This is a genomic window from Microbacterium sp. NPDC091382, assembly GCF_044757025.1.
GTDB lineage: Bacteria > Actinomycetota > Actinomycetes > Actinomycetales > Microbacteriaceae > Microbacterium.
Genome location: NZ_JBIVUD010000001.1, coordinates 920,414 through 941,186, shown reverse-complemented (window position 1 = coordinate 941,186; position 20,773 = coordinate 920,414). Strand labels below are relative to the sequence as shown.

The following is a 20,773-nucleotide window of genomic DNA, read 5'->3' as shown; positions in this document are numbered from 1 at the left end:
TACATCGGGAGGATGATCCCGCGTGCGCCGATCAGGCGAGCCCGTGCTCGAACGCGAAGACGACCAGCTGCACCCGGTCGCGGAGAGCGAGCTTCGCGAGGATGCGCGAGACGTGCGTCTTCACGGTCGCCTCCGATAAGAACTCGCGCGCCGCGATCTCGGCGTTCGAGAGCCCGCGCGCGGCGAGCGCGAAGATCTCGCGCTCGCGTTCGGTGAGCTCGCCGAACGCCGGCGGGACGGCACGGACGGGCTCGTTCAGCTGCGCGAAGAGCTCCCGCGTCGCGGCCGCCGCGATGACCGACGATCCCGCGTGCACCGTGCGGATCGCGGCGAGCAGGAATTCGGGGTCGGCGTCCTTCAGCAGGAACCCGCTGGCGCCGCGTTGGATCGCACGGGCGGCGGCCTCGTCGAGGTCGAAGGTCGTCAGCATGACGACCTTCGGCGGATCGGCGTCGGCGAGCAGGGCCTCGGTCGCGGCGAGCCCGTCCATCACCGGCATCCGGATGTCCATGAGGACGACGTCGGGGCGCGTCTGACGGACCACCTCGATCGCCTGTGCTCCGTCGGAGGCCTCGCCGACGACCTCGAGGTCCGGTTGCGAGGCGACCACCATCCGGATGCCGGCGCGGAACAGGGCCTGGTCGTCGACGAGGACGACGCGGATGACGCTCACCGAGCGCTCCTCTCGAGGGGGTCGGGATTCTCGGACGCGGAGCCGGTCGGCAGCGACGCCTCGACGGTGAAGACGCCGTCCGCGGCAGCGGCATCCAATCGGCCGCCGATCAGCTGCGCGCGCTCGCGCATGCCGATCAGGCCGTGACCGCCGCCGCGTCGCTCGGCACCCTCCGGGACGGGGGCGATGTCGTTTCGGACGTGCAGATCGACACGATCCGGGTGCCACTCCAGCGAGACGTCGACGCCCGCGGGGGTGCCGTGACGGAGCGCGTTCGTGAGGGCTTCCTGCAGGATGCGGTAGACCGAGAGCTGCACGGATGCCGCGACCTCGCCGCGCGGAGCGGGGTCGACGTCCACGCGGAGTTCGACGCCCGCCGCGCGCACCTGGGCGTAGAGCTGTTCCAGGTCGGCGAGGGTCGGCTGCGGCCCCTCGGCCTGCGAGTGGCGCAACTGAGTGAGGAGCAGGCGGACGTCCGAGAGCGCCGAGCGCGCGGTGGACGAGATGGTGCCGAGCGCCGCCGCCTGCGCCTCGGGGTCGGATGCCGCGGCGTACCGCGCCCCGTCGGACTGGGCGATGATCACCGCGAGCGAGTGCGCGACGATGTCGTGCATGTCGCGGGCGATGCGGGTGCGCTCCTGCTCGGCGACCGTCTGCTCCTCGGCGCGCGCCTGCGCGGCACGGTTGGCACGGGCGCGCATCGCCGTCCGGACGAGCGCACCGGCGGTCCACGAGAGTCCGAGGGCGAACAGCGCCGCCAGCAGGACGAAGATCAGCGTCGGGACATCGGAGAGGGAACCGCTCCCCAGGAACGCCCACCGGAACAGGTAGACCGTGATGGTTCCGGATCCGACGACGACGGAGGCGAGCCCCAGCCAGAACACCAGGCGCGTGCCGTAAGCCGCCGTCGCGTAAAGGACCGCGAAGATCGCGATGTCGGCGAAACCCGGGCCGCGCCCGAGCCCCATCTGCACGATCGCTCCGCCCCACGCCACCGCGAGCGCAAGACCTGGCGAGAATCGGCGGATCCCGAGTGCGGTGGAGAGGAGCAGGATGACCGGGATCGCTCCCCAGGCGCCGATGCCGTAGCCGTCGACGCGGGTCGTCAGCTCGTACGGCAGCGATACCAGCGCGAACAGCACCGCCAAGGCCGCGTCGACGGCGACCTGATAGGGGCGGAGCGAGCGGAACACCCTTGAACGCTACGCGGTCACGGCGCGGCGAGGCATCCGTCTCGGGATGTATCCCTCAGCCCGCAGGAAGGTAGACCCGCAGTCCGTCCGGGATCGCGCGGACCCGCAATCGGAAGCCGTCCTGACCCACCTCCTCGAGCTCGCCGTCGTGGACCCAGATGTCGGGGGCGCTGCCGGCGCGGACGTGGATCTCGAAGTCGTCGTCGAGGATGCGTTCGATGTCGGATGCCGGGGGCATGACGCGGAGCGCCCGGAGGACGGTGATGGTCCTCTCGCCGAAGGCGAGCGACGCGATGGCCCGCGCCCGCGTTCCCCGCGCGTGGTGCACGCGGACGTCGATGATCGGGTCGCCGAGTGTCGCACGCTGCATCGTGGCGATGCGGTCGGGATCGTTGCGCCCGACACCGGCGAACACCGACCAGACCGAGGCGCGCCTGCCGTTTCTCACGATGTCGACGGCATGGGCGTCGTGCATCTCGCGCCACGCGGCGACGGCACCGCCCCACCACTTGCCGAGGCTCGTACGCCGCTCGCGCTCGGCGAGGAACTCGGGGTAGGCGCCGAGCGACACGGCATTGAGCACGGTGATGGGCTCCGCGTCGTTCACCGTCGCCTCGGCGACCGCGACGGGCCGGATGTTCGCCGCCGCGTAGGCGTCGAGGCCGGCATCGACGTCGGGGATGCCGGCCGATCGTGCGAAGTGGTTGAAGGTGCCGTGAGGCAGGACGAGCAGCGTGAGGTCGTGCCGCCGGGCGAGATGCGCCGCACGCGAGACGGACCCGTCACCGCCGAGGATCGCCAGCACGCTCGGCGGGTCCTCCCCGGCCATCGCGTCGGCCACGACGTCGTCGAGGGTCTCGGTCTCGGCGAGTTCGTGGACGGTGGCCCCCGGCATCCGCCGGCGCACGTCGGGAACCCGGTCGGGCCGTCCCAGCGAGGCGCCAGACCGACCGTTGGCGACGACGAGAACCTCGCGGCCGATGGGGGTGTCGCTCATGCCTCCACGCTACGCAGGGCGGGCGGGGCGCGCCGCCCCTTGACACCCCTCGGCCGCGGGCGGTCAGGCGGGCGAGATCGGGCGGTGCTCGAAGAAGGTCTGCAGCACGACGGTCGTGCGGGTGTTGACCGATGCGGCGGAACGGATGTCGCGGATGAGCCGCTCGAGGTCGCGGGGCGTCGCGACGCGCACGAACAGCATGTAGGCCGCATCACCCGCGATCGAGTGGCATGCCTCGATCTCGTCGAGGTGCGCGATGAGTTCGGGGGCGTTGTCGGGCTGGCCGGGATCGAGGGGGGTGATCTCGACGAACGCCGCGAGCGGCTTGCCGGCCACCTCCGGATCGATGACGGCGCGGTACCCGGCGATCAGCCCCCTCGCCTCGAGCCGTCGGACGCGCGCCTGCGTGGCCGAGACGGACAGGCCCGCAACGGCCGACAGCTCCGCGAGCGTCGCCCGCGCGTTGCTCGACAGCGCGGCGATGATCGCGGAATCGGCGGGGTCGGTCTCGTCTGCGGGCACGCTCCGACGCTACCGCAGGCAGGTTGCACACGATATCCTTACGGCCTTACGCTGAAATGACAGGAAATCTTCCCGCGTTGTCGCGAGGAGACCGTGAGGAACCGATAGGAGGTCCACCATGAGCACCGTCACCACATCGACGATCATCGGAATGCCCGAGGTCGTCGAAGACGCCCGCCGGGCCGAGACTTCCGCTGCCTGGGCGATGCTGCGGGATGCCGCGACCGCCCTGCAGGACCTGCAGGCCAGTGACGGCTCGGTGCCCGACACGGCCGACCACGAGGCCGCGCGCGAGCACGTCGAGACGATCACCGCCGGCATCCGCGCCCTGTCGCCCGCGTTCCCGCACGATGCCGCGTACCTCGAGGCGAGCGTCGCCGACTTCGATCGCTGGGTCTCGGGGGGCTTCGGCGTGCCGGACTTCCTCGACTCGCTCATGGCGTTCCAGCCGCAGGAGAACCGCGTCGACGGCCTGCGGCACCTCGTCGTGTTCCCGATGTACACGCAGAACGGCACACGCGACCGCAAGGTCGAGGCCGTCCTCGTCGAGACCATCTGGCCGGAATTCATCGCAGAGCTCGAGCAGACCTACACGAACCGGCTGTTCGTGTCGTTCCGCCTGCTCGACTTCACGCCGGGATACGACACCAACTCGGCCGTCCTCTTCCCCGAGACGGTCGCGATGCGCGAGGTGCCGACCTTCACGTGGGGCGCGATCTTCCAGGACCGCGAGGCCGCACGCTACCGCCGCGTCGTGCGCGCGGCATCCGAGATCACCCGTCTCGACCTGCCCGAGGACGCCGCGCGTCTGCTCGACGACCAGCGCCTGGCCGAGAAGACGTTCGTCATGTGGGACCTCATCCACGATCGGACGCACATGCGGGGCGATCTGCCGTTCGACCCGTTCATGATCAAGCAGCGGATGCCGTTCTTCCTCTACTCGCTCGAGGAGCTCCGCTGCGACCTCACCGCGTTCCGCGAGTGCGTGGCGATCGAGAAGGACCTGTCGGCGAAGGTGTCGCTGACGGATGCCGAGGGCGAGATGCTCGAGCATGCCGGCCTCGTGCAGTACGCGGTGCTCTTCGACCGCATCTTCCGCTTCGCGATCACCGGCACCCGCGTCCGCAACTACGACGGGCTGGGCGGTCAGCTGCTGTTCGCCTGGCTGCACCAGCGCGGCGTGCTGCACTGGACCGACACGTCGCTCGCATTCGAATGGGACCGCGTCGCCGACGCCGTCATCGCCTTGAGCGACGCGATCGACCGTCTCTATTGGGAGTCGATCGACCGCCCCAAGGTCGCGCACTGGCTCGCCGCGTACGACCTCGTGCGCACGACCGTGACGCCGCACCCCGCGTCGCAGTGGGCCCGCGGGCTGTCCGACGAGATCCTCGCCGGCCCGCCCAAGGGATACACCGACGCGGTCCTCGACGACGAGTTCCCGCTGTCGATGTTCTTCGAGGCGCTCGAGAAGAAGATGCGTCCCGTCATCGCCGGCGTAGCCGGCATCCGCGCCTCCGACGCCTGACGTCGGAACGCCACTTCGGCGCCTGGGGTTCTGGGGGACTCAGGCGCCGAAGCTGCGTCCGCCGCGGTGTCAGTCGCCGGCGACACCTCCTGCCGCTTCGCGCGACGACGAGGGGATGCCGGGGGCCGGGTCCGGCACAGCGGCATCCGCTTCGCTCGCCTGCGGTGCCTCGCGGTACTCGTCCGAGAGCGTGCGGTACGCCCGCGTGAGGAACGCGGCGAGCGCTGCCGCGACCATGATGAGACCACCGACGAGGAAGATCAGAGCGATACCGCGCATCTCGCCCTCGCCGAGCAGCCACGACCACGTCCGCTCCCCCTCCTCGGTGCGGAGGTACGGGATGACCCAGAACTCGGCGATCGGGGCGATCGCGAACGACGTGATCGGACCGGTGGAGACCTCGAGAGCCGTCGCCGCGCCGAAGACCCGACCCTGCCGCTCGAAGGGGACGACCCTCTGGATGACCGTCTGCTCCGCGGACTCGATGACGGGCACGAGCGTCATGTACGCCCAGATGCCAACGGCGTAGAGCCACCACCACTCCCGCAGCGTGAAGACGGCACCGAGGAGGCCCATGACCGCGACCGCGAGCAACAGCGTACGGATGGGGTTCTTGCCCAGGCCCTTCGCGGCGACGATGCCGCCTCCGATGAGGAAGCCCGTGGCCGTCACCGCGAGGACGACGCCCCACATCTTGACGTCGAACAGTTCCAGGCCGTACGGATCCATCAGCGCCATGTACAGCCCGCCGATGAGGTTGTTGAACGTCGAGAAGAGGATGAGCGCGAAAAGGCCCGGGACGGCTCGGATCGCCGCCGCCGCCCCTCGGATGTCGAGGATCTTCGACCCGGGATCGGGGGTCGGCGCGTCCTCGGGGATCCGCACGAACAGCAGATGGACGAGCGGCACGGCGGTGAAGGCGATCGCGACGGCGAGCGTCCACCCCATGCCGACGAGCCCGATGGCGAGGCCCGAGAGCGCGCTCGTCACGATGAAGGCGATGCCCTGCACCGTGCCCACCAGCCCGTTGGCGTTCGCGTGACGCTCGGTCGGCACGAGGAGGGTGACCGTCGTCGACAGGGCGATGTTGCGCAGGTTCTCGACGACGGCGCCGGTCAGGACGATGCCGGAGAAGAGCCAGAACCACGGCCCGCCGAGGTCGAGGATCGCGGACTCCGGCTGCGACACGTAGATCGCTCCGGCCGCGAGGAAGGCCGCGAGCGTGAAGACCCCGGAGAACACCATGACGGCGTGCTTGCGGAAGCGGTCGACGAGCGTGCCGAAGACCATGCCGAAGACCGCCAGCAGCAGCATGTAGGCGCCGCCGATGATGCCCGTCGCGAGGACCGACTTCGTCTCGAGGTACACCCAGAAGGTGAGGGCGAACCACAGGAAGCTCGTCGTCACGTTCGCGACGGCCGTGTTCACCAGGACATGCAGGAACGTGCGCATCCCGCCCGGAGGAACGGTGCGCGACGACGGTGTCGCTCCACTCATGCGGCGAGGGTATCGCCGGGCTCCGACACGGGAAAGAGGGGCCGCGCGCGACCTAGGCTTAGGGGGTGACGACGCTCCACGACCCGACGATCCGTTCCTTCGCCAGCGACAACTACTCCGGGGTGCACCCCGAGGTGCTCGCGGCCATCGCGGCCGCCAACGACGGCCACCAGATCGCCTACGGCGAGGACGTGTACACCGCACGCCTTCAGGAGGTGTTCGCACGCCACTTCGGCGAGGATGCACAGGCGTTCCCCGTCTTCAACGGCACCGGCGCGAACGTAACCGGCCTGCAGTCGATGCTCCCCCGCTGGGGCGCGGTGGTCGCGGCATCCACCGCCCACATCAACGTCGACGAGGGCGGCGCTCCCGAGAAGGTCGCGGGCATCAAGATCCTGAACGTGCCGACCGACGACGGCAAGCTGACGCCCGAGCTCGTCGACATGGAGGCGTGGGGCTGGGGCGACGAGCACCGCGCGCAGCCGCTCGTCGTCTCGATCACGCAGTCGACCGAGCTCGGCACGCTCTACACGCCCGACGAGATCCGTGCCCTCGCCGACCACGCCCACTCGCGCGGCATGCGGCTGCACCTCGACGGCGCGCGCCTGTCGAACGCCGCCGCGGCCCTCGACCTGCCGATCCGGTCCTTCACGAAGGATGCCGGTGTCGACCTCGTGAGCGCCGGAGGCACGAAGAACGGCGCGCTCGCGGCCGAGGCGATCGTCGTGCTCGACCCGGCGGCATCCCAGGGACTGCCCTACCTCCGCAAGCTCAACATGCAGCTCTCGTCGAAGATGCGCTTCGTCTCGGCGCAGCTCGTCGCGCTGTACGAGGGCGATCTGTACCTCCGCAACGCCCGCCACGCGAACGCCATGGCTGCGCGACTGCGCGCGGCCATCGAGTCGGGGCTCGCGGACGGGTCGATCTCAGGCGTGGGCTTCAGCCAGCCGACGCAGGCCAACGGCGTGTTCGCGACCCTGCCCGACGGCGTCGCCGACCGCCTGCGCGAGTCGTTCCGCTTCTACGACTGGGATGCCTCGAAGAACGAAGTGCGCTGGATGTGCTCGTTCGACACGACCGAGTCCGACGTGGACGCGTTCGTCGCGGCGCTCTCGCGCCTCACGCACGACTGACGCGGAGCCGCGCCGGCTCAGCGCAGCGCGCCGACCGAGGCGAGGGCCTGGCGCACGAGTGTCGAGCGGCCGCCCTCCATCTCGGCGGCGAGGGCGTCGGAGGAGGCCTCCTCGGGCGACATCCAGGTGACCTCGAGGGCGTCCTGACGCGGTTCGCAGGTCCCCGTCACGGGCACGACGAACGCGAGCGAGACCGCGTGCTGCCGGTCGTCGTGGAACGCGCTGACACCGGGGATCGGGAAGTACTCCGCAACGGTGAAGGGCGCCGGCTGCGGCGGCAGCAGCGGGAAGGCCATCGGCCCGAGGTCGTTCTCGAGATGACGGAACAGCGCATCGCGGACGGTCTCGCCGTAGCGCACGCGACCGGACACGATCGTGCGGGAGATCTCACCCATCGGCGTCGCCCGCAGCAGGATGCCGACCTCGGTCACCGCACCCATGCCGTCGAGGCGCACCGGCACGGCCTCGACGTACAGCATCGGCAGGCGGCGCCGCGCCTCGGCGAGCTCGACGTCGCTCAGCCAGGCAGGGTTGCCCGCGGAGCCGGGACGGCCCATCGACGACCCCAGCCCCCGGAGCGGATCTCGCGAGGCGCCCTCGTCGCCCTGCTCGTTCGGGTCGGGGTCGGGAGTGCGGACGGCCATGCCTCATGTATACCCGAGCCGATGCCGGGGTGCCCCGCCCGCGGCCCCTCGCCCGCGTCCGAGGGCTGGGGCAGGATGGACGCATGGTGGCCGCCTCTCCGCTCGATCCCGACGCCGTCCTGTGGTCCGCACCCGCCGAGGAGCGGGGCGACCGTCCGCTGCTGGTGCTGCTGCACGGCTACGGATCGAACGAGGCCGACCTCTTCGGCCTCGTTCCGCACCTTCCCGAGGAGTTCGTCGTGGCAGCGGTCCGCGCGCCGCTCGCGCCGCGCTTCCCGATGCCCGGGTACTCGTGGTTCACGATCGACGGCGTCGAGAGCCGCGACCACGGCGAAGTCGTGGCATCGACCGAGGCGGTCTGGGAGTGGGTGGACGACGTCCGGAAAGGCGCGGCATCCGTCGGTCTTCTCGGCTTCTCGCAGGGCGCGGTCATCGCCCTCCAGATGCTGCGGACGCGGCCGCAGGGCGCCGCCTTCGCTGTGAACCTCGCCGGCTATGCGTTCCCCGAACCCGCGGACGGGGACGCCGAGCTCGCCGACGTGCGTCCGCCGGTGTTCTGGGGACGCGGCGCGCGCGACGAGGTGATCCCGCCCCGCTTCGTCGAGCACACCGCGCAGTGGCTGCCGAGCCACGTCGACCTGAGCGGGCGCGTCTACCCGGATCTCGCGCACAGCGTCTCGACCGAGGAACTCGGCGACGTACGTGTGTTCCTCGAGAAGCAGCTGACCGGGTCGAAGGGCTGAGACTCAACCTCGTGCCGCGAGGGCGACGAGAAAAGCCGCGCGACCCCGCGTCTCGAGCGGGCTCAGGCCTGTCAGCGACTCGATGCGACCGACCCGCTTGCGCACGGTGTTCACGTGGACGAAGAGTTCCTGGGCGGTCGACTGCACCGAGCCGTCGTGGTGGCAGAGACGCTCCAGAGTCTCGACGAGATCCGTTCGGTGGCGGGCGTCGTAATCGACGACGGGAGCGAGCAACCGGTCCCGAAACGGTGCGAGCTGCTCGGGCGTGAGTCGTTCGATCAGCCCGTCCCACGTCGCGAGATCCTTCGGACCGCGCGGCGCACCGTGTCGGGACGCGAGGGATGCCGCAGCCACCGCTTCCCGGAGCGCGCCGGCGAGCGCGCCGGGCTCGACGGGTCCGCTCCAACCGACGTCGCCGCCGAGAAGATCCCCCGGGGGCGGACCCGGCTGGGTCGCCGGAACGATCGCGATCGAGTGCCCGCCGGTCGTGCCGACGAGAGACCGCCCTCCGGGACGCAGGACGCGTCCCCGTGCGGCGAGGACCCAGACCCCGGGCACCTCGCCCACCGCCGCCTCGAGCGGCTCCCGAAGGACGATCGAGCTGGCGTGGCCACGTCGGACCATGTCGAAGATGGCCCCCACGGATTCACGGGCGAGTTCCTCGGCATCGTGACGCTGCTGCTCATGCGCGATCCGTCGGGTGATCTCGAGAAAAGGGACGTCGGGCGGCACGGAGAGCACCGCGAGCCCCGCCGCGTTGGCCGCCGCGACAAGAGCCGTGGGGACGGTGGACTCCACGACACCGAGGGCGTACCCGATGGCAGCGGGGCGAGTGCGCCGCACCGACGTGACGAACGCGCGCTGCGACGCGGCATCCCGCATCGAGATCCCCGACGTCAGCACGAGCTCGCCGCCGCGCAGGTACGGCGAGGGGTCGAGCAGATCGGTCGGCAGTCCCCACCGGACCGTTCGGTCCAACCCCACGGGCTCGCCGACGAGGTCCACGCGCGGCTCCCCCCAGTGGATGAGGTCGGACACCCGCAGGACGTCGACGTCAGCGGACGCGAGGCGCGGGTCGACGGTGGGCACGCCGTCACGCTACGACCGGCCCGTTTCCCTGTGATGACACGGTGATTTCGGGCAGGTGGAGATTGCCACACCGACGGCCGCGCCGCCCTGTCATGGGGTCCACTCTTCGAGGCTGCGCAACGGCGCCGAAACATGCGGCGCGTTCGATGTGACCACTCGGAAAGGAGTGCTCATGACCTCGACCACAGCGGCATCCGCCGCCCCGGCGCGCGTCGACCGCGACTACCCGCTCGGCCGCGTCCCCCAGAGCGCCCGGCAGGGCTGGTTCGCCATCCTCGTCGTCGTCGCTGGCTTCATCTTCTTCACCCCCACGATGGTCACCGGCGGCCAGGTCGCCGGTGCGTTCGGTTTCGCCGCCTTCGTCGGCCTCGCCGCCGTCGCCTCGGTGGTGCTCGCCCTCTACATCGCCACGCTGGGCGCCACCAGCGCCGCGACGGGACTCTCGACGGTCCTCCTCGCCCGCTTGGCGCTCGGCCGCGTGGGGGGCAAGTGGGCCTCGATCGTCCTCGGCGGCACCCAGGTCGGCTGGTACGGCATCACGGTCGGGATCTTCGCCGACCTCCTCGCCTCAGCGATGGGATGGGACGTCTCGTGGCCGCTCGCGATCCTCGGCGGCGTGCTGATGGCGACCACCGCCTACTGGGGCTTCAAAGGCATCGAGATCCTGTCGTGGGTCTCCGTCCCCCTCATGTTCGCGCTCTGCATCTGGATCACCGTCGTCTCCGTTGACGAGGTCGGCGGGTGGACCTCGATGTTCGCGACGAGCGGGGACGGCTCGCTCTCGCCGGGCCTGGCTCTCACGATGATGATCGGCACATTCATCTCGGGCGGCACCCAGGTGGGCAACTGGACCCGGTTCGCGAAGAGCCCGCGTACGGCGTTCCTCATCTGCCTCGGTGTGCTGCTCGTCATCGAGACGGCCATGCTCGTCTTCGGCGGGATCGGCGCCATCGCCTTCGGGGAATCCGACTTCACCGCCCTGCTGTTCACCATGGGGCTCGCGGTCATGGGTGTGCTGCTGCTGACCTTCAATCTCTGGACCACGAACGACAACACCGCTTACGCCTTCGGCGTCGCCGGTGCCGAGTTGGCGAACCGAAACGACAAGCGGCCGTTCATCGTGATCGGCGTGATCGTCGGCATCGCCCTCGCCGTCACCGGTGTCGCGAATGCGCTGACGGGGTTCCTCGTCACCCTCGGCACCGTCATCCCGCCCCTCGGCGGCGTCATCATCGGCACCTACCTCTTCGTCTGGCGCCGCCGCGACCCCGGCACCGACGTGACCCGCGTCAGCGCGTTCATCTGGCCCGGCGTCATCGCGTACCTGCTCGGCACGGCGGCCGCCGCGTTCGGCGCATTCACGGGCATCGGCAGCCCCGCCGTCCAGGGGATCATCGTGGCGATCATCGCCGCGCCCGTCTGCCATGTCCTCGCGCGTCGCTCCGCGAACACGCCGACGGATGCCGGGCGCACCGACGAGGCATCCGTTCCCGCCGCGAGCGAGGTCGGCGCATGACCGGCACCCTCATCCGCGGCGCCCAGGTGATCACGATGGACCTCGCGACCGCATCCACCCCCGTGACGCGCGACCTGCGGATCGAGGACGGCGTCTTCACCGAGATCGGCATCGAGCTCGAGCCGCGTCCCGGGGACGAGCTGATCGATGCCGCGGGCCTCCTGGTCACACCCGGATTCGTGAACGCCCACACCCACTCGTGGGAGTACCTCTACAAGGGCCGTTACGACAACATGCCCCTCGAGCTCTGGATGCTCTACGCCTATCCGATCCTGGGCGGGACGCCTACCAGCCCCGACATCGTGCGCCTGCGGACTCTCATGTTCGCGATGGAGTCGATGAAGAACGGCGTCACGACCCTCGTCGACGACGTGCTCGAGACCCCGGGGCAGGACCTCGACCAGCTCGCGGCCGTCGCGGGAGCCTACGAGAGCATCGGCATCCGGGCCAACGTGTCGGGGCACGTCATCAACCGCCCCTTCGTCGACACGCTCCCCTTCGTGACGGACTGGCTGCCCGACGACCTGGTCCGGCGGGTGCGGGCGCAGCCCGTGCTGTCGGCGGACGAGTACCTCGACTACTCGCGGACCGCGTTCGAACGTCACCATGCGACCGCCGGCGGACGGATCCGATACATGCTGGCCCCCTCCGGTCCGCAGCGATGCACGGACGATCTCCTCGTCGGCGCCACCCGGTTGGCGGCGGAGTTCGACGCCGAGGTGCACATCCACGTCCTCGAGACGAAGACCCAGGCCGTGACGGGCGACGAGCTCTACGGCGGGCAGACCCTCGTCGAGCACCTCGACGGGATCGGCGCGATGAGCGAGCGGACGACCTTCGCGCACGGCATCTGGGTGACCGACGAGGATATCGAGCGCATCGCGCGGCGCGGGACGTCCGTCTCGCACAACGCGATCTCGAATCTGAAGCTCGGCTCCGGGGTGCTGCCGTGGCGGAAATACCACGACGCCGGCGTCAACCTCGGCCTGGGCACCGACGGGTGCTCGTCGAGCGACACCCCGCGCCTCATGGAGGTGATGAAGACCGCGGCCCTGCTGCACAAGGTGACCGAGCCCGACATCGCACGCTGGTCGACCGTCGATGAGGTGCTCCGCGCGGCGACGATCGGCGGCGCACGGAGCGCCGTCCTCGACCGGTCCGTCGGCTCGATCGAGGTCGGCAAGCGTGCGGACCTCGTGATGTTCGACACCGAGACGCTCGCCTTCCTCCCGACGAACAAGCTCGAGAACCACCTCGTCTACAGCGAGAACGGATCCTCCATCGTCCGCGTGATGGTGGACGGGGTCACCACCGTGCGGGACGGCCGCCTCACACTCATCGACGAGGACGCCGTCATCGCCGCATTCCGCTCCGAGATGCCCGGCATCCGGGAGGAACAGGATCGCCTCGACCGCGTGAATGACGCTTTCGCGCCGGCCTTCTCGCGGATGTACGAAAAGGCAGCCGGTCGCTCGACCGCGGTCAACAGGTGGACGGGCGACGAGCGGACCTGGGTGCGCCAGACCGTGTGACCCGTGCCGACGAGCGGATGCCGGACCCCTGGCATCCGCTCGTGGACGCCGCTAGCATGGTCGGCGTCCTGTCCCGAGTGTGAGGAAGAGCCGTTGAAGGCAATCGACGCGATCGCGCTGTGATCCCGCGCTGACCCGTCGACCCTCCTCGAGGACGATTCGACGGTCCGCCCGGTGATCGATTCACCGACCGGCGCGGACCGTCCCCTTCGACGCAGCACATCGTGCTGCCCGGCCGCACCGAGCGCTGCGGACCGGGTCGTCGACGCCGGCGTCCGCGCACCCCGAACAGGGAGGCGCACATGCCCACCGCACTCACCTCAGCGGTCACACTCGACCGCGTCACCTTCGCCTGGCCCGACGGCACCGTCGCGCTCAGCGATGTCAACGGAGCCTTCGGCGGCGGCCGCACCGGACTCGTCGGCCGTAACGGCTCGGGCAAGTCCACACTGCTGAAGCTCATCGCCGGGTCTCTCGAACCGGCATCCGGATCGATCTGGACGGCGGGACGCGTCGATCTGCTGCCCCAGCAGCTCACGCTCGACACGGCGCGGCGCGTCGCGGACCTCCTCGGAATCGGCGAGATCCTCGACGCGGTACGCGCGATCGAAGGCGGCGACGTCGCCGAGCGCCACTTCGACACGGTCGGCGACGATTGGGACGTCGAGGCGCGCGCGACGGCGGCCCTCGCCGACGTCGGCCTGCCCGACGGCGCCCTCGACCGCTCGGTCGGGGAGCTCTCGGGAGGCGAGGCGGTCCTCGCGGCGCTCGTCGGCGTGCGCCTGCGCGGCGCCGAGATCGCCCTGCTGGACGAGCCGACGAACAACCTCGACCGAGACGCGCGCGCCCGCGTGCACGAGCTCGTTCGCGCGTGGCGCGGCACCCTGATCGTGGTCAGTCACGACACCGCGCTCCTCGAAGAGCTCGACGACACCGCAGAGCTCTACGGTTCGGAGCTGTCGGTGTTCGGAGGACCGTACTCGGCCTGGAAGGCGTGGCTCGACACCGAGCAGGCCGCTGCGGTGCAGGCGGAGACGGCGGCCCGGCAGGTGCTCAAACGCGAGCGGCGGGACCGGCAGCAGATCGAGTCGGCGATCGCCTCGCGCGATGCGCACGGCAGGAAGCTCGCCGCGCGCAAGGCGGCGCCGAAGATCGTGCTGGGGGCCATGAAGCGGTCCGCGCAGGTGACGGCGGGCAAGCTGCGCGTCGAGGCGAACGAGAAGGTGGATGCCGCGCGTGCCGCGGTCGACACCGCCGGACGACGCGTGCGCGACGATGACTCGGTCCGCATCGACCTGCCCGACCCGGACGTCGGCACGGGCCGCCGGATCGCGACGATCGGCGACGGCGAACGCTCGTGGATCATCCGGGGGCCGGAGCGCGTCGCGCTGATCGGACCGAACGGCGCCGGCAAGACGACGCTGCTCGAGCGACTCGCAGCGTCGGCCGACGGCAGGGTTGTTCCGAATTCAGTCTCCGCGGGCGCCGTGCCCGTGGAAAATACCGGAACGGCGCGGGCTGCGAGCGATGCCCAGTCAGCGGGACTGAATTCGAAACGCGGGGCAACGGTATCCGCGGCGCCGCTCTCCGGCGAGGAAGCGACCGATCCTGCCGAGGGGGGTCCGGAGCCGGCATTCTTCCGGAGTCCGGTGCGCGCCGAGGCGCACACCGACCGGATCGGTTACCTGTCGCAGCGAGTCGACGGCCTGGACGAGGAGACCTCGGTGCTCGAGAACATCCGCGCCGCGGCACCCGGGGCGGGTGATGTGGACCTGCGGAACCGGCTGGCGCGATTCCTCATCCGGGGCGACACCGTGCACCGCCCCGTCTCGGCGCTCTCCGGTGGGGAGCGGTTCCGCGTGGCACTTGCCCGCCTGCTGCTCGCCGACCCGCCGCCGCACGTGCTCGTGCTCGACGAACCGACGAACAACCTCGACCTCGACACGGTCGACCAGCTCGTCGCGGCGCTGTCGGCGTACCGTGGCGCGGTGCTGGTCGTCAGCCACGACGACGCGTTCCTCGCACGCATCGGCGCGGGCCTGACGCTGGAACTGCGCGACGGACGGATGACGGAGCTCTGACCGTCGGGCCGGGGCGCAAGCCCCGGCCCGATGTCGGTGGTCCGCGCGATGATAAGAGGATGGCGGATGTCCTCGAGCGGTTCAGTCCTGCGACGCAGGACTGGTTCCGCAGCGCCTTCCACGCCCCCACCGCCGCGCAGGCGGGTGCGTGGCAGGCGATCTCGGCCGGCAAGCACGCGCTCGTGGTCGCCCCGACCGGCTCGGGTAAGACACTGTCGGCATTCCTCTGGGCGCTCGACCGCATCTTCCGCGACCGTGCCGCCGAGAAGCCGGCCGCCGAAGGGGAGAAGCCGGCACGGGGCAGGAAGAAGCGAGCGGATGCCGCGCCTCCCCGCACGCGCGTCCTGTACGTCTCGCCGCTGAAGGCCCTCGGCGTCGACGTCGAGCGCAACCTCCGGTCCCCGCTCGTGGGCATCGGGCAGTCCGCCCGCCGACTCGGGCTGCCGGCGCCCGACGTGACCGTCGGGGTCCGCTCCGGCGACACCCCGTCCGGAGATCGTCGCCGTCTGCTCGCCGACCCGCCGGACATCCTCATCACGACGCCCGAGTCGCTCTATCTGATGCTGACCTCGCAGGCGGCCGAGACGCTCCGCGGCATCCACACGGTCATCGTCGACGAGGTCCATGCGGTCGCGGCGACCAAGCGCGGCGCGCACCTCGCCGTCAGCCTCGAGCGGCTCGACGCTCTCCTCGACACCCCGGCGCAGCGCATCGGCCTCTCGGCGACGGTGCGTCCGATCGACGAGGTGGCGCGGTTCCTCGGCGGGGCGGCTCCGGTCGACATCGTGGCGCCGAAGGCGACGAAGGCGTTCGACCTGTCCGTGGTCGTGCCGATCGACGACCTCACCAACCCGCCTCCCCCTCCCGGCGCACCGGAAGATGAGCAGCCCGCCGCCGTCGATGTGGACGACGACGACGGCGATGGGGGCAACTGGTATACGCCGCCACAGTCGTCGGAGATGACCGGATCGGTCTGGCCGCACGTCGAGGAGGCGATCGTCGACCGCATCCTCGCCCACCGGTCCACGATCGTGTTCTCGAACTCGCGCCGCCTCGCCGAGCGTCTCACCGGCCGGCTCAATGAGATCTACGCCGAGCGGGTCGGCATCGAGGTACCCGATCAGACGGTGCCGGCGGCAATGATGGCGCAGGCGGGAGCATCTGCGGGGGTCGAGGCGATCCTCGCGAAGGCGCACCACGGCTCGGTGTCGAAGGAGCAGCGCGCGCAGGTCGAGGACGAGCTGAAGTCCGGTGCGCTCCGCTGCGTCGTCGCGACGAGCAGTCTCGAGCTCGGCATCGACATGGGCGCCGTCGACCTCGTGATCCAGGTCGAGGCGCCGCCCTCGGCGGCATCCGGTCTGCAGCGGGTCGGTCGCGCCGGGCACCAGGTCGGCGAGGTCAGCCGTGCGGCGCTTTTTCCCAAGCATCGCGGCGACGTCCTGCACACGGCCGTGGTGACCGAGCGGATGCTCGCGGGTCAGATCGAGGCGATCTCGGTCCCCCAGAACCCGCTCGACATCCTCGCGCAGCACACGATCGCGGCCTCCGCGGTCGCCGTGCTCGACGTCGAGGGCTGGTTCGAGACGATCAAACGCTCGGCTCCGTTCCGCTCACTCCCCCGATCCGCGTACGAGGCGACGCTGGACCTGCTCGCGGGCCGCTACCCCTCCGATGCGTTCGCCGAGCTGCGGCCGCGCGTCGTCTGGGATCGGGATGCCGGGACCATCACCGGGCGGCCGGGTGCGCAGCGCATCGCGGTCACCAGCGGCGGAACGATCCCCGATCGCGGGCTGTTCGGCGTCTTCATCTCGGGAGAGGCCCGGAACGCCCGCGTCGGCGAGCTCGACGAGGAGATGGTCTACGAGTCCCGCGTGGGTGATGTCTTCACCCTCGGCACGACGAGCTGGCGCATCGTCGAGATCACCCACGACCGGGTGAACGTCCTCCCCGCCTACGGCCAGCCCGGCAAGCTCCCGTTCTGGCACGGCGACGGTCTCGGCCGTCCCGCCGAGCTCGGGGAGGCCCTGGGCAGGTTCTCGCGCGAACTGTCGACGTCGAAGCCCGAGAAAGCGACCGCGCGACTGCGCGAGTCCGGCCTCGATGACAACGCGATCGGCAACCTGCTGGCCTACATCGGCGAGCAGCGCGAGACCACCGGGAGCCTTCCGACCGACAAGACCCTGACCGTCGAGCGCTCGCGCGACGAGGTCGGCGACTGGCGTGTCATCCTCCATTCCCCCTACGGCATGCACGTCCACGCGCCGTGGGCCCTGGCCGTCAACGCCCGGATCCGCGAGCGTCTCGGCGTCGAGGGCGCAGCCGTCGCGAGCGACGACGGCATCATCGCCCGCGTGCCCGACACCGACGCGGAGCCACCGGGCGCCGAGCTGTTCGTCTTCGACGCCGACGAGCTAGAACAGCTCGTCACCTCGGAAGTCGGCGGGTCGGCTCTGTTCGCGTCGCGGTTCCGCGAGTGCGCGGCGCGCGCACTGCTCCTTCCCCGGCTCAACCCGAACAAGCGCTCGCCCCTGTGGCAACAGCGACAGCGTTCCGCGCAGCTGCTCGAGGTCGCGAAGGAGCACCCGACCTTCCCGATCATCCTCGAGACCCTTCGCGAAGTCCTGCAGGACGTCTACGACCTCCCGGCTCTGCTGCGCATCGCTCGGAGCATCGCGGACCGCCGCATCCGCCTCGTCGAGACCACGACGAGCTCGCCCTCGCCCTACGCCCGCGACCTGCTCTTCGGGTATGTCGGCGCGTTCATGTACGAGGGGGACTCCCCCCTCGCCGAGCGGCGGGCGGCGGCGCTGTCGGTCGACCCGGCGCTGCTGAGCGAGCTGCTCGGCAAGATCGAGATGCGCGAGCTGCTCGATCCCGGGGTCATCGAGCAGTACGAGCGCGAGCTCCAGCGCCTCGACCCCACGCGCCGCGTGCGCGGGGTCGAGGGTGTCGCCGACCTGCTCCGCCTTCTCGGCCCCCTGTCGGTCGCCGAGGTCGCCGAACGTCTCGAGGGGGCGACGACCGATACGGACGCGCCGGCACCCGCCGCGACGGGGGCGGATGCCGCGGATCTGCTCGACGAGCTCGTCGACACGCGTCGCGCCATCCGCGTCACCTTCGGCGGCGTCGCCCGCGTCGCGGGGATCGAGGATGCGGGCCGCCTGCGCGACGCGCTCGGAGCGGCGCTGCCCGTCGGCATCCCGACCGCCTTCCTCGAACCGGTCGCCGATCCGCTCGCCGACCTCGTCGCCCGATACGCGCGCACGCACGGACCGTTCCGGACCTCCGACGTGGCGACCCGGCTCGGCGTCGGAGGCGCCGTCGCCCGCCAGACGCTGCAACGACTCGAAGCCCAGGGCCGGCTCGCAAGCGGATTCTTCCTGCCGGCGGACTCGGCGCACCCGGACGATCTCGAGTGGTGCGACAGCGAGGTGCTTCGCCGCATCCGCATGCGCTCGCTCGCCGCGATCCGCGGGAGTGTCGAGCCCGTCGAACCCGAGGCGCTCGGGCGGTTCCTGCCGGTCTGGCAGCATCTGACGCGTCCGCTCGAAGGGGTCGACGGCGTCCTCGCCGTTATCGAGCAGCTGGCCGGAGTCCCCCTTCCCGCGAGCGCCTGGGAATCGCTCATCCTCCCGTCGCGTGTGCGCAACTACTCCTCCGCCCTGCTCGACGAACTGACCGCGACCGGCGAGGTGCTGTGGTCCGGACACGGGTCGCTGCCCGGACGCGACGGCTGGATCGCGCTGCACCCCGCGGACGTCGCGACCCTCACCCTGCCGACGCCCGAAGACGAGCCCACGCCGTTCGAGCAGTCGATCCTCGACGCGCTCGGGGTCGGCGGCGCGTACTTCGCGGGCCAGCTCGCCGGCATGGTCGACGCGCCGAACGAGCAGTCCGTCATCGAGGCGCTCTGGAATCTGACCTGGTCGGGGCGCGTCACGAACGACACGTTCGCCCCGGTCCGCGGCCTCCTCGCCGGCGGGTCCCAGGCGCACCGCGTCACGCGGCGGACCCCGCGAACCCGGATGTTCCGCGGCACGCCGATCGCCGCCGCCGCGCGTCCCGCCCCGCAGCGGCCTGCGATGGTCGGTGGGCGCTGGTCGCTGCTGCCGGTCCCCGACGACGACGCGACCCTCCAGGCGACCGCGACAGCCGGCATGCTGCTCGAGCGCTACGGCGTCGTCACCCGCGGGTCGGTGCAGTCCGAAGGCGTGCCCGGCGGCTTCGCGCAGGTGTACCGGATCCTCGCAGGGTTCGAGGATGCCGGGCACTGCCGGCGCGGCTATTTCGTCGAGAAGCTGGGCGCCGCCCAGTTCGCCACCTCGGCGACCGTCGACCGGCTGCGCGAGTTCGCGTCGGTGTCCGAGCCGGCGCCGCTCACGGCTCGCACGCTCGCAGCGACCGACCCCGCCAACCCGTACGGCGCGGCGCTGAACTGGCCGTCCATCGAGGGGGTCAGCCACCGTCCGGGCCGAAAGGCCGGCGGACTCGTGGTGCTCGTCGACGGCAGACTCGTCCTCTACCTCGAGCGCGGCGGACGCACCGCGCTCGCCTTCACGGACGACGAGGACGTCCTCGCCGCCGCCGCGAGGAGCCTGGTCGAGACCTCGCGCGCCCGAGGGCTCGACACCCTCACGATCGAGCAGGTGAGCGGTGCCTTCGTCTACACGACCGCCGCCGGCCGCGCCCTCCGCGACGCCGGCTTCGTGGAGTCGCCGAAGGGCCTCACCCTGCGGCGCGGCGCACGGGAGCCGCAGCATGCATGAGCCGGAGGCCGCCGATGCCTGAGCCGGAGGCGACCGATGCCTGAGCCGAAGGCGACCTATGCCTGAGCCGGAGGCGACCTATGCCCGAGGGTGACACCGTGTTCCGCGCCGCGCGGAAGCTCCACGAGGCCCTCGCAGGACACGAGGTGACGCGCTTCGAGGTCCGCGTGCCGCGCAGCGCCACCGTCGATCTGCGCGGCGAGACCGTGCGCGAGGTCGTCCCGCGCGGCAAGCACCTGCTGATGCGGATCGGCACGCAGACGCTCCACTCGCACCTCAAGATGGAGGGCCGCTGGCACGTCTACCGGCCGGGTCAGAAGTGGCGCGCCCCCGCGTTCCAAGCCCGTGCCATCGTCGGCACGCGACCGGCGGATGCCGTCGGCTTCGAGCTCGCGATGGTCGAGGTCCTGCCCACCGCCGACGAGAGCCGGGTGGTCGGTCACCTGGGACCCGACCCGCTGGCCGCCGACTGGGACGCGGCGACAGCCGTCGCGAACGTCGCGGCGGACGAGCGCGCGATCCACGTGGCGCTCCTGGACCAGCGGAACGTCGCCGGGTTCGGGAACGAGTACGCCAACGAGCTGCTGTTCGTGCGCGGCATCCGTCCCACCGCGCTCGCAAGAGAGGTCGACGTCGCGGGACTCATCGAGACGGGCGTCCGCATGATCCGTGCGAACCGGGATCGGCAGGGTCGCACGTTCACGGGAGACAACCGCCCTGGGCAGCAGACGTGGGTCTACGGACGAGGCGGCAAGCCCTGCCGACGATGCGGAACCCTCATCCAGGGGTCGGAGCTCGGTGCGCGCGCCACGAGCGAGCGCATCGTGTTCTGGTGCCCCGTCTGCCAGCCGTGAGTCGA

15 protein-coding genes are annotated in these 20,773 nt (G+C 70.9%); 8 read left to right on the top strand and 7 right to left on the bottom strand.

The annotated features are described in order from the left end of the window. Nucleotides 1–31 precede the first annotated feature (31 nt). From ACIQLK_RS04515 to ACIQLK_RS04500, 4 genes are all read right to left on the bottom strand, one after another. The gene (locus tag ACIQLK_RS04515) at nt 32–673 is read right to left on the bottom strand and encodes a response regulator (RefSeq protein ID WP_400363103.1); all 642 of its coding nucleotides are present in this window, start codon (nt 671–673) and stop codon (nt 32–34) included. Further along, the gene (locus tag ACIQLK_RS04510; protein WP_400363102.1) at nt 670–1,866 is read right to left on the bottom strand and encodes a sensor histidine kinase; all 1,197 of its coding nucleotides are present in this window, start codon (nt 1,864–1,866) and stop codon (nt 670–672) included. The genes ACIQLK_RS04515 and ACIQLK_RS04510 overlap by 4 nt, the downstream gene beginning before the upstream one ends. 55 nt (nt 1,867–1,921) lie before the next feature. Continuing rightward, nucleotides 1,922–2,863 (bottom strand): diacylglycerol/lipid kinase family protein, encoded by a 942-nt coding sequence (locus tag ACIQLK_RS04505; protein ID WP_400363101.1) that lies wholly within the window; start codon nt 2,861–2,863, stop codon nt 1,922–1,924. 63 nt (nt 2,864–2,926) lie between these two features. After that, nucleotides 2,927–3,385 (bottom strand): Lrp/AsnC family transcriptional regulator, encoded by a 459-nt coding sequence (locus ACIQLK_RS04500; protein WP_083199544.1) that lies wholly within the window; start codon nt 3,383–3,385, stop codon nt 2,927–2,929. Nucleotides 3,386–3,503: 118 nt separating this feature from the next. Here ACIQLK_RS04500 and ACIQLK_RS04495 point away from each other — a divergent pair, with 118 nt between their 5' ends. Next, nucleotides 3,504–4,913: a DUF6421 family protein gene (locus tag ACIQLK_RS04495; protein ID WP_400363100.1), complete on the top strand. Its 1,410-nt coding sequence runs from the start codon at nt 3,504–3,506 to the stop codon at nt 4,911–4,913. Nucleotides 4,914–4,982: 69 nt separating this feature from the next. Here the strand turns inward: ACIQLK_RS04495 and ACIQLK_RS04490 are convergent, their stop codons facing one another. Next, nucleotides 4,983–6,410, bottom strand: a complete 1,428-nt coding sequence (locus ACIQLK_RS04490; RefSeq protein WP_400363099.1) for an MFS transporter — start codon at nt 6,408–6,410, stop codon at nt 4,983–4,985. Between the two features lie 65 nt (nt 6,411–6,475). Here ACIQLK_RS04490 and ACIQLK_RS04485 point away from each other — a divergent pair, with 65 nt between their 5' ends. Further along, entirely contained in the window at nt 6,476–7,543 is a 1,068-nt protein-coding gene (locus tag ACIQLK_RS04485; RefSeq protein WP_400363098.1) for a threonine aldolase family protein, read from the top strand. A gap of 17 nt (nt 7,544–7,560) precedes the next feature. Here the strand turns inward: ACIQLK_RS04485 and ACIQLK_RS04480 are convergent, their stop codons facing one another. Then, a complete protein-coding gene (locus ACIQLK_RS04480) occupies nt 7,561–8,187 on the bottom strand; it encodes an NUDIX hydrolase family protein (RefSeq protein ID WP_400363097.1) in 627 nt (208 codons plus the stop codon). Between the two features lie 83 nt (nt 8,188–8,270). On the opposite strand from ACIQLK_RS04480, the gene ACIQLK_RS04475 reads away from it, so the two are divergent. After that, nucleotides 8,271–8,930, top strand: a complete 660-nt coding sequence (locus tag ACIQLK_RS04475) for an alpha/beta hydrolase (protein ID WP_400363096.1) — start codon at nt 8,271–8,273, stop codon at nt 8,928–8,930. Between the two features lie 3 nt (nt 8,931–8,933). Here ACIQLK_RS04475 and ACIQLK_RS04470 read toward each other — a convergent pair whose 3' ends face one another. After that, nucleotides 8,934–10,019 (bottom strand): PucR family transcriptional regulator ligand-binding domain-containing protein, encoded by a 1,086-nt coding sequence (locus ACIQLK_RS04470; protein WP_400363095.1) that lies wholly within the window; start codon nt 10,017–10,019, stop codon nt 8,934–8,936. A gap of 172 nt (nt 10,020–10,191) precedes the next feature. On the opposite strand from ACIQLK_RS04470, the gene codB reads away from it, so the two are divergent. The 5 genes from codB (at nt 10,192) to ACIQLK_RS04445 (ending at nt 20,768) form a co-directional block, all read left to right on the top strand. Continuing rightward, a complete protein-coding gene (codB, locus tag ACIQLK_RS04465; protein WP_400363094.1) occupies nt 10,192–11,535 on the top strand; it encodes a cytosine permease in 1,344 nt (447 codons plus the stop codon). Continuing rightward, on the top strand, nt 11,532–13,067 hold the full coding sequence (locus tag ACIQLK_RS04460) for an amidohydrolase family protein (RefSeq protein WP_400363093.1): 1,536 nt from the start codon (nt 11,532–11,534) through the stop codon (nt 13,065–13,067). Before codB ends, ACIQLK_RS04460 begins: the two co-directional genes overlap by 4 nt. A 302-nt stretch (nt 13,068–13,369) precedes the next feature. Further along, nucleotides 13,370–15,148 (top strand): ABC-F family ATP-binding cassette domain-containing protein, encoded by a 1,779-nt coding sequence (locus ACIQLK_RS04455; RefSeq protein ID WP_400363092.1) that lies wholly within the window; start codon nt 13,370–13,372, stop codon nt 15,146–15,148. Nucleotides 15,149–15,207: 59 nt separating this feature from the next. Beyond that, nucleotides 15,208–19,914, top strand: a complete 4,707-nt coding sequence (locus ACIQLK_RS04450; protein WP_400363091.1) for an ATP-dependent helicase — start codon at nt 15,208–15,210, stop codon at nt 19,912–19,914. 80 nt (nt 19,915–19,994) lie between these two features. Next, entirely contained in the window at nt 19,995–20,768 is a 774-nt protein-coding gene (locus ACIQLK_RS04445; protein WP_400363090.1) for a DNA-formamidopyrimidine glycosylase family protein, read from the top strand. Nucleotides 20,769–20,773 lie beyond the last annotated feature (5 nt).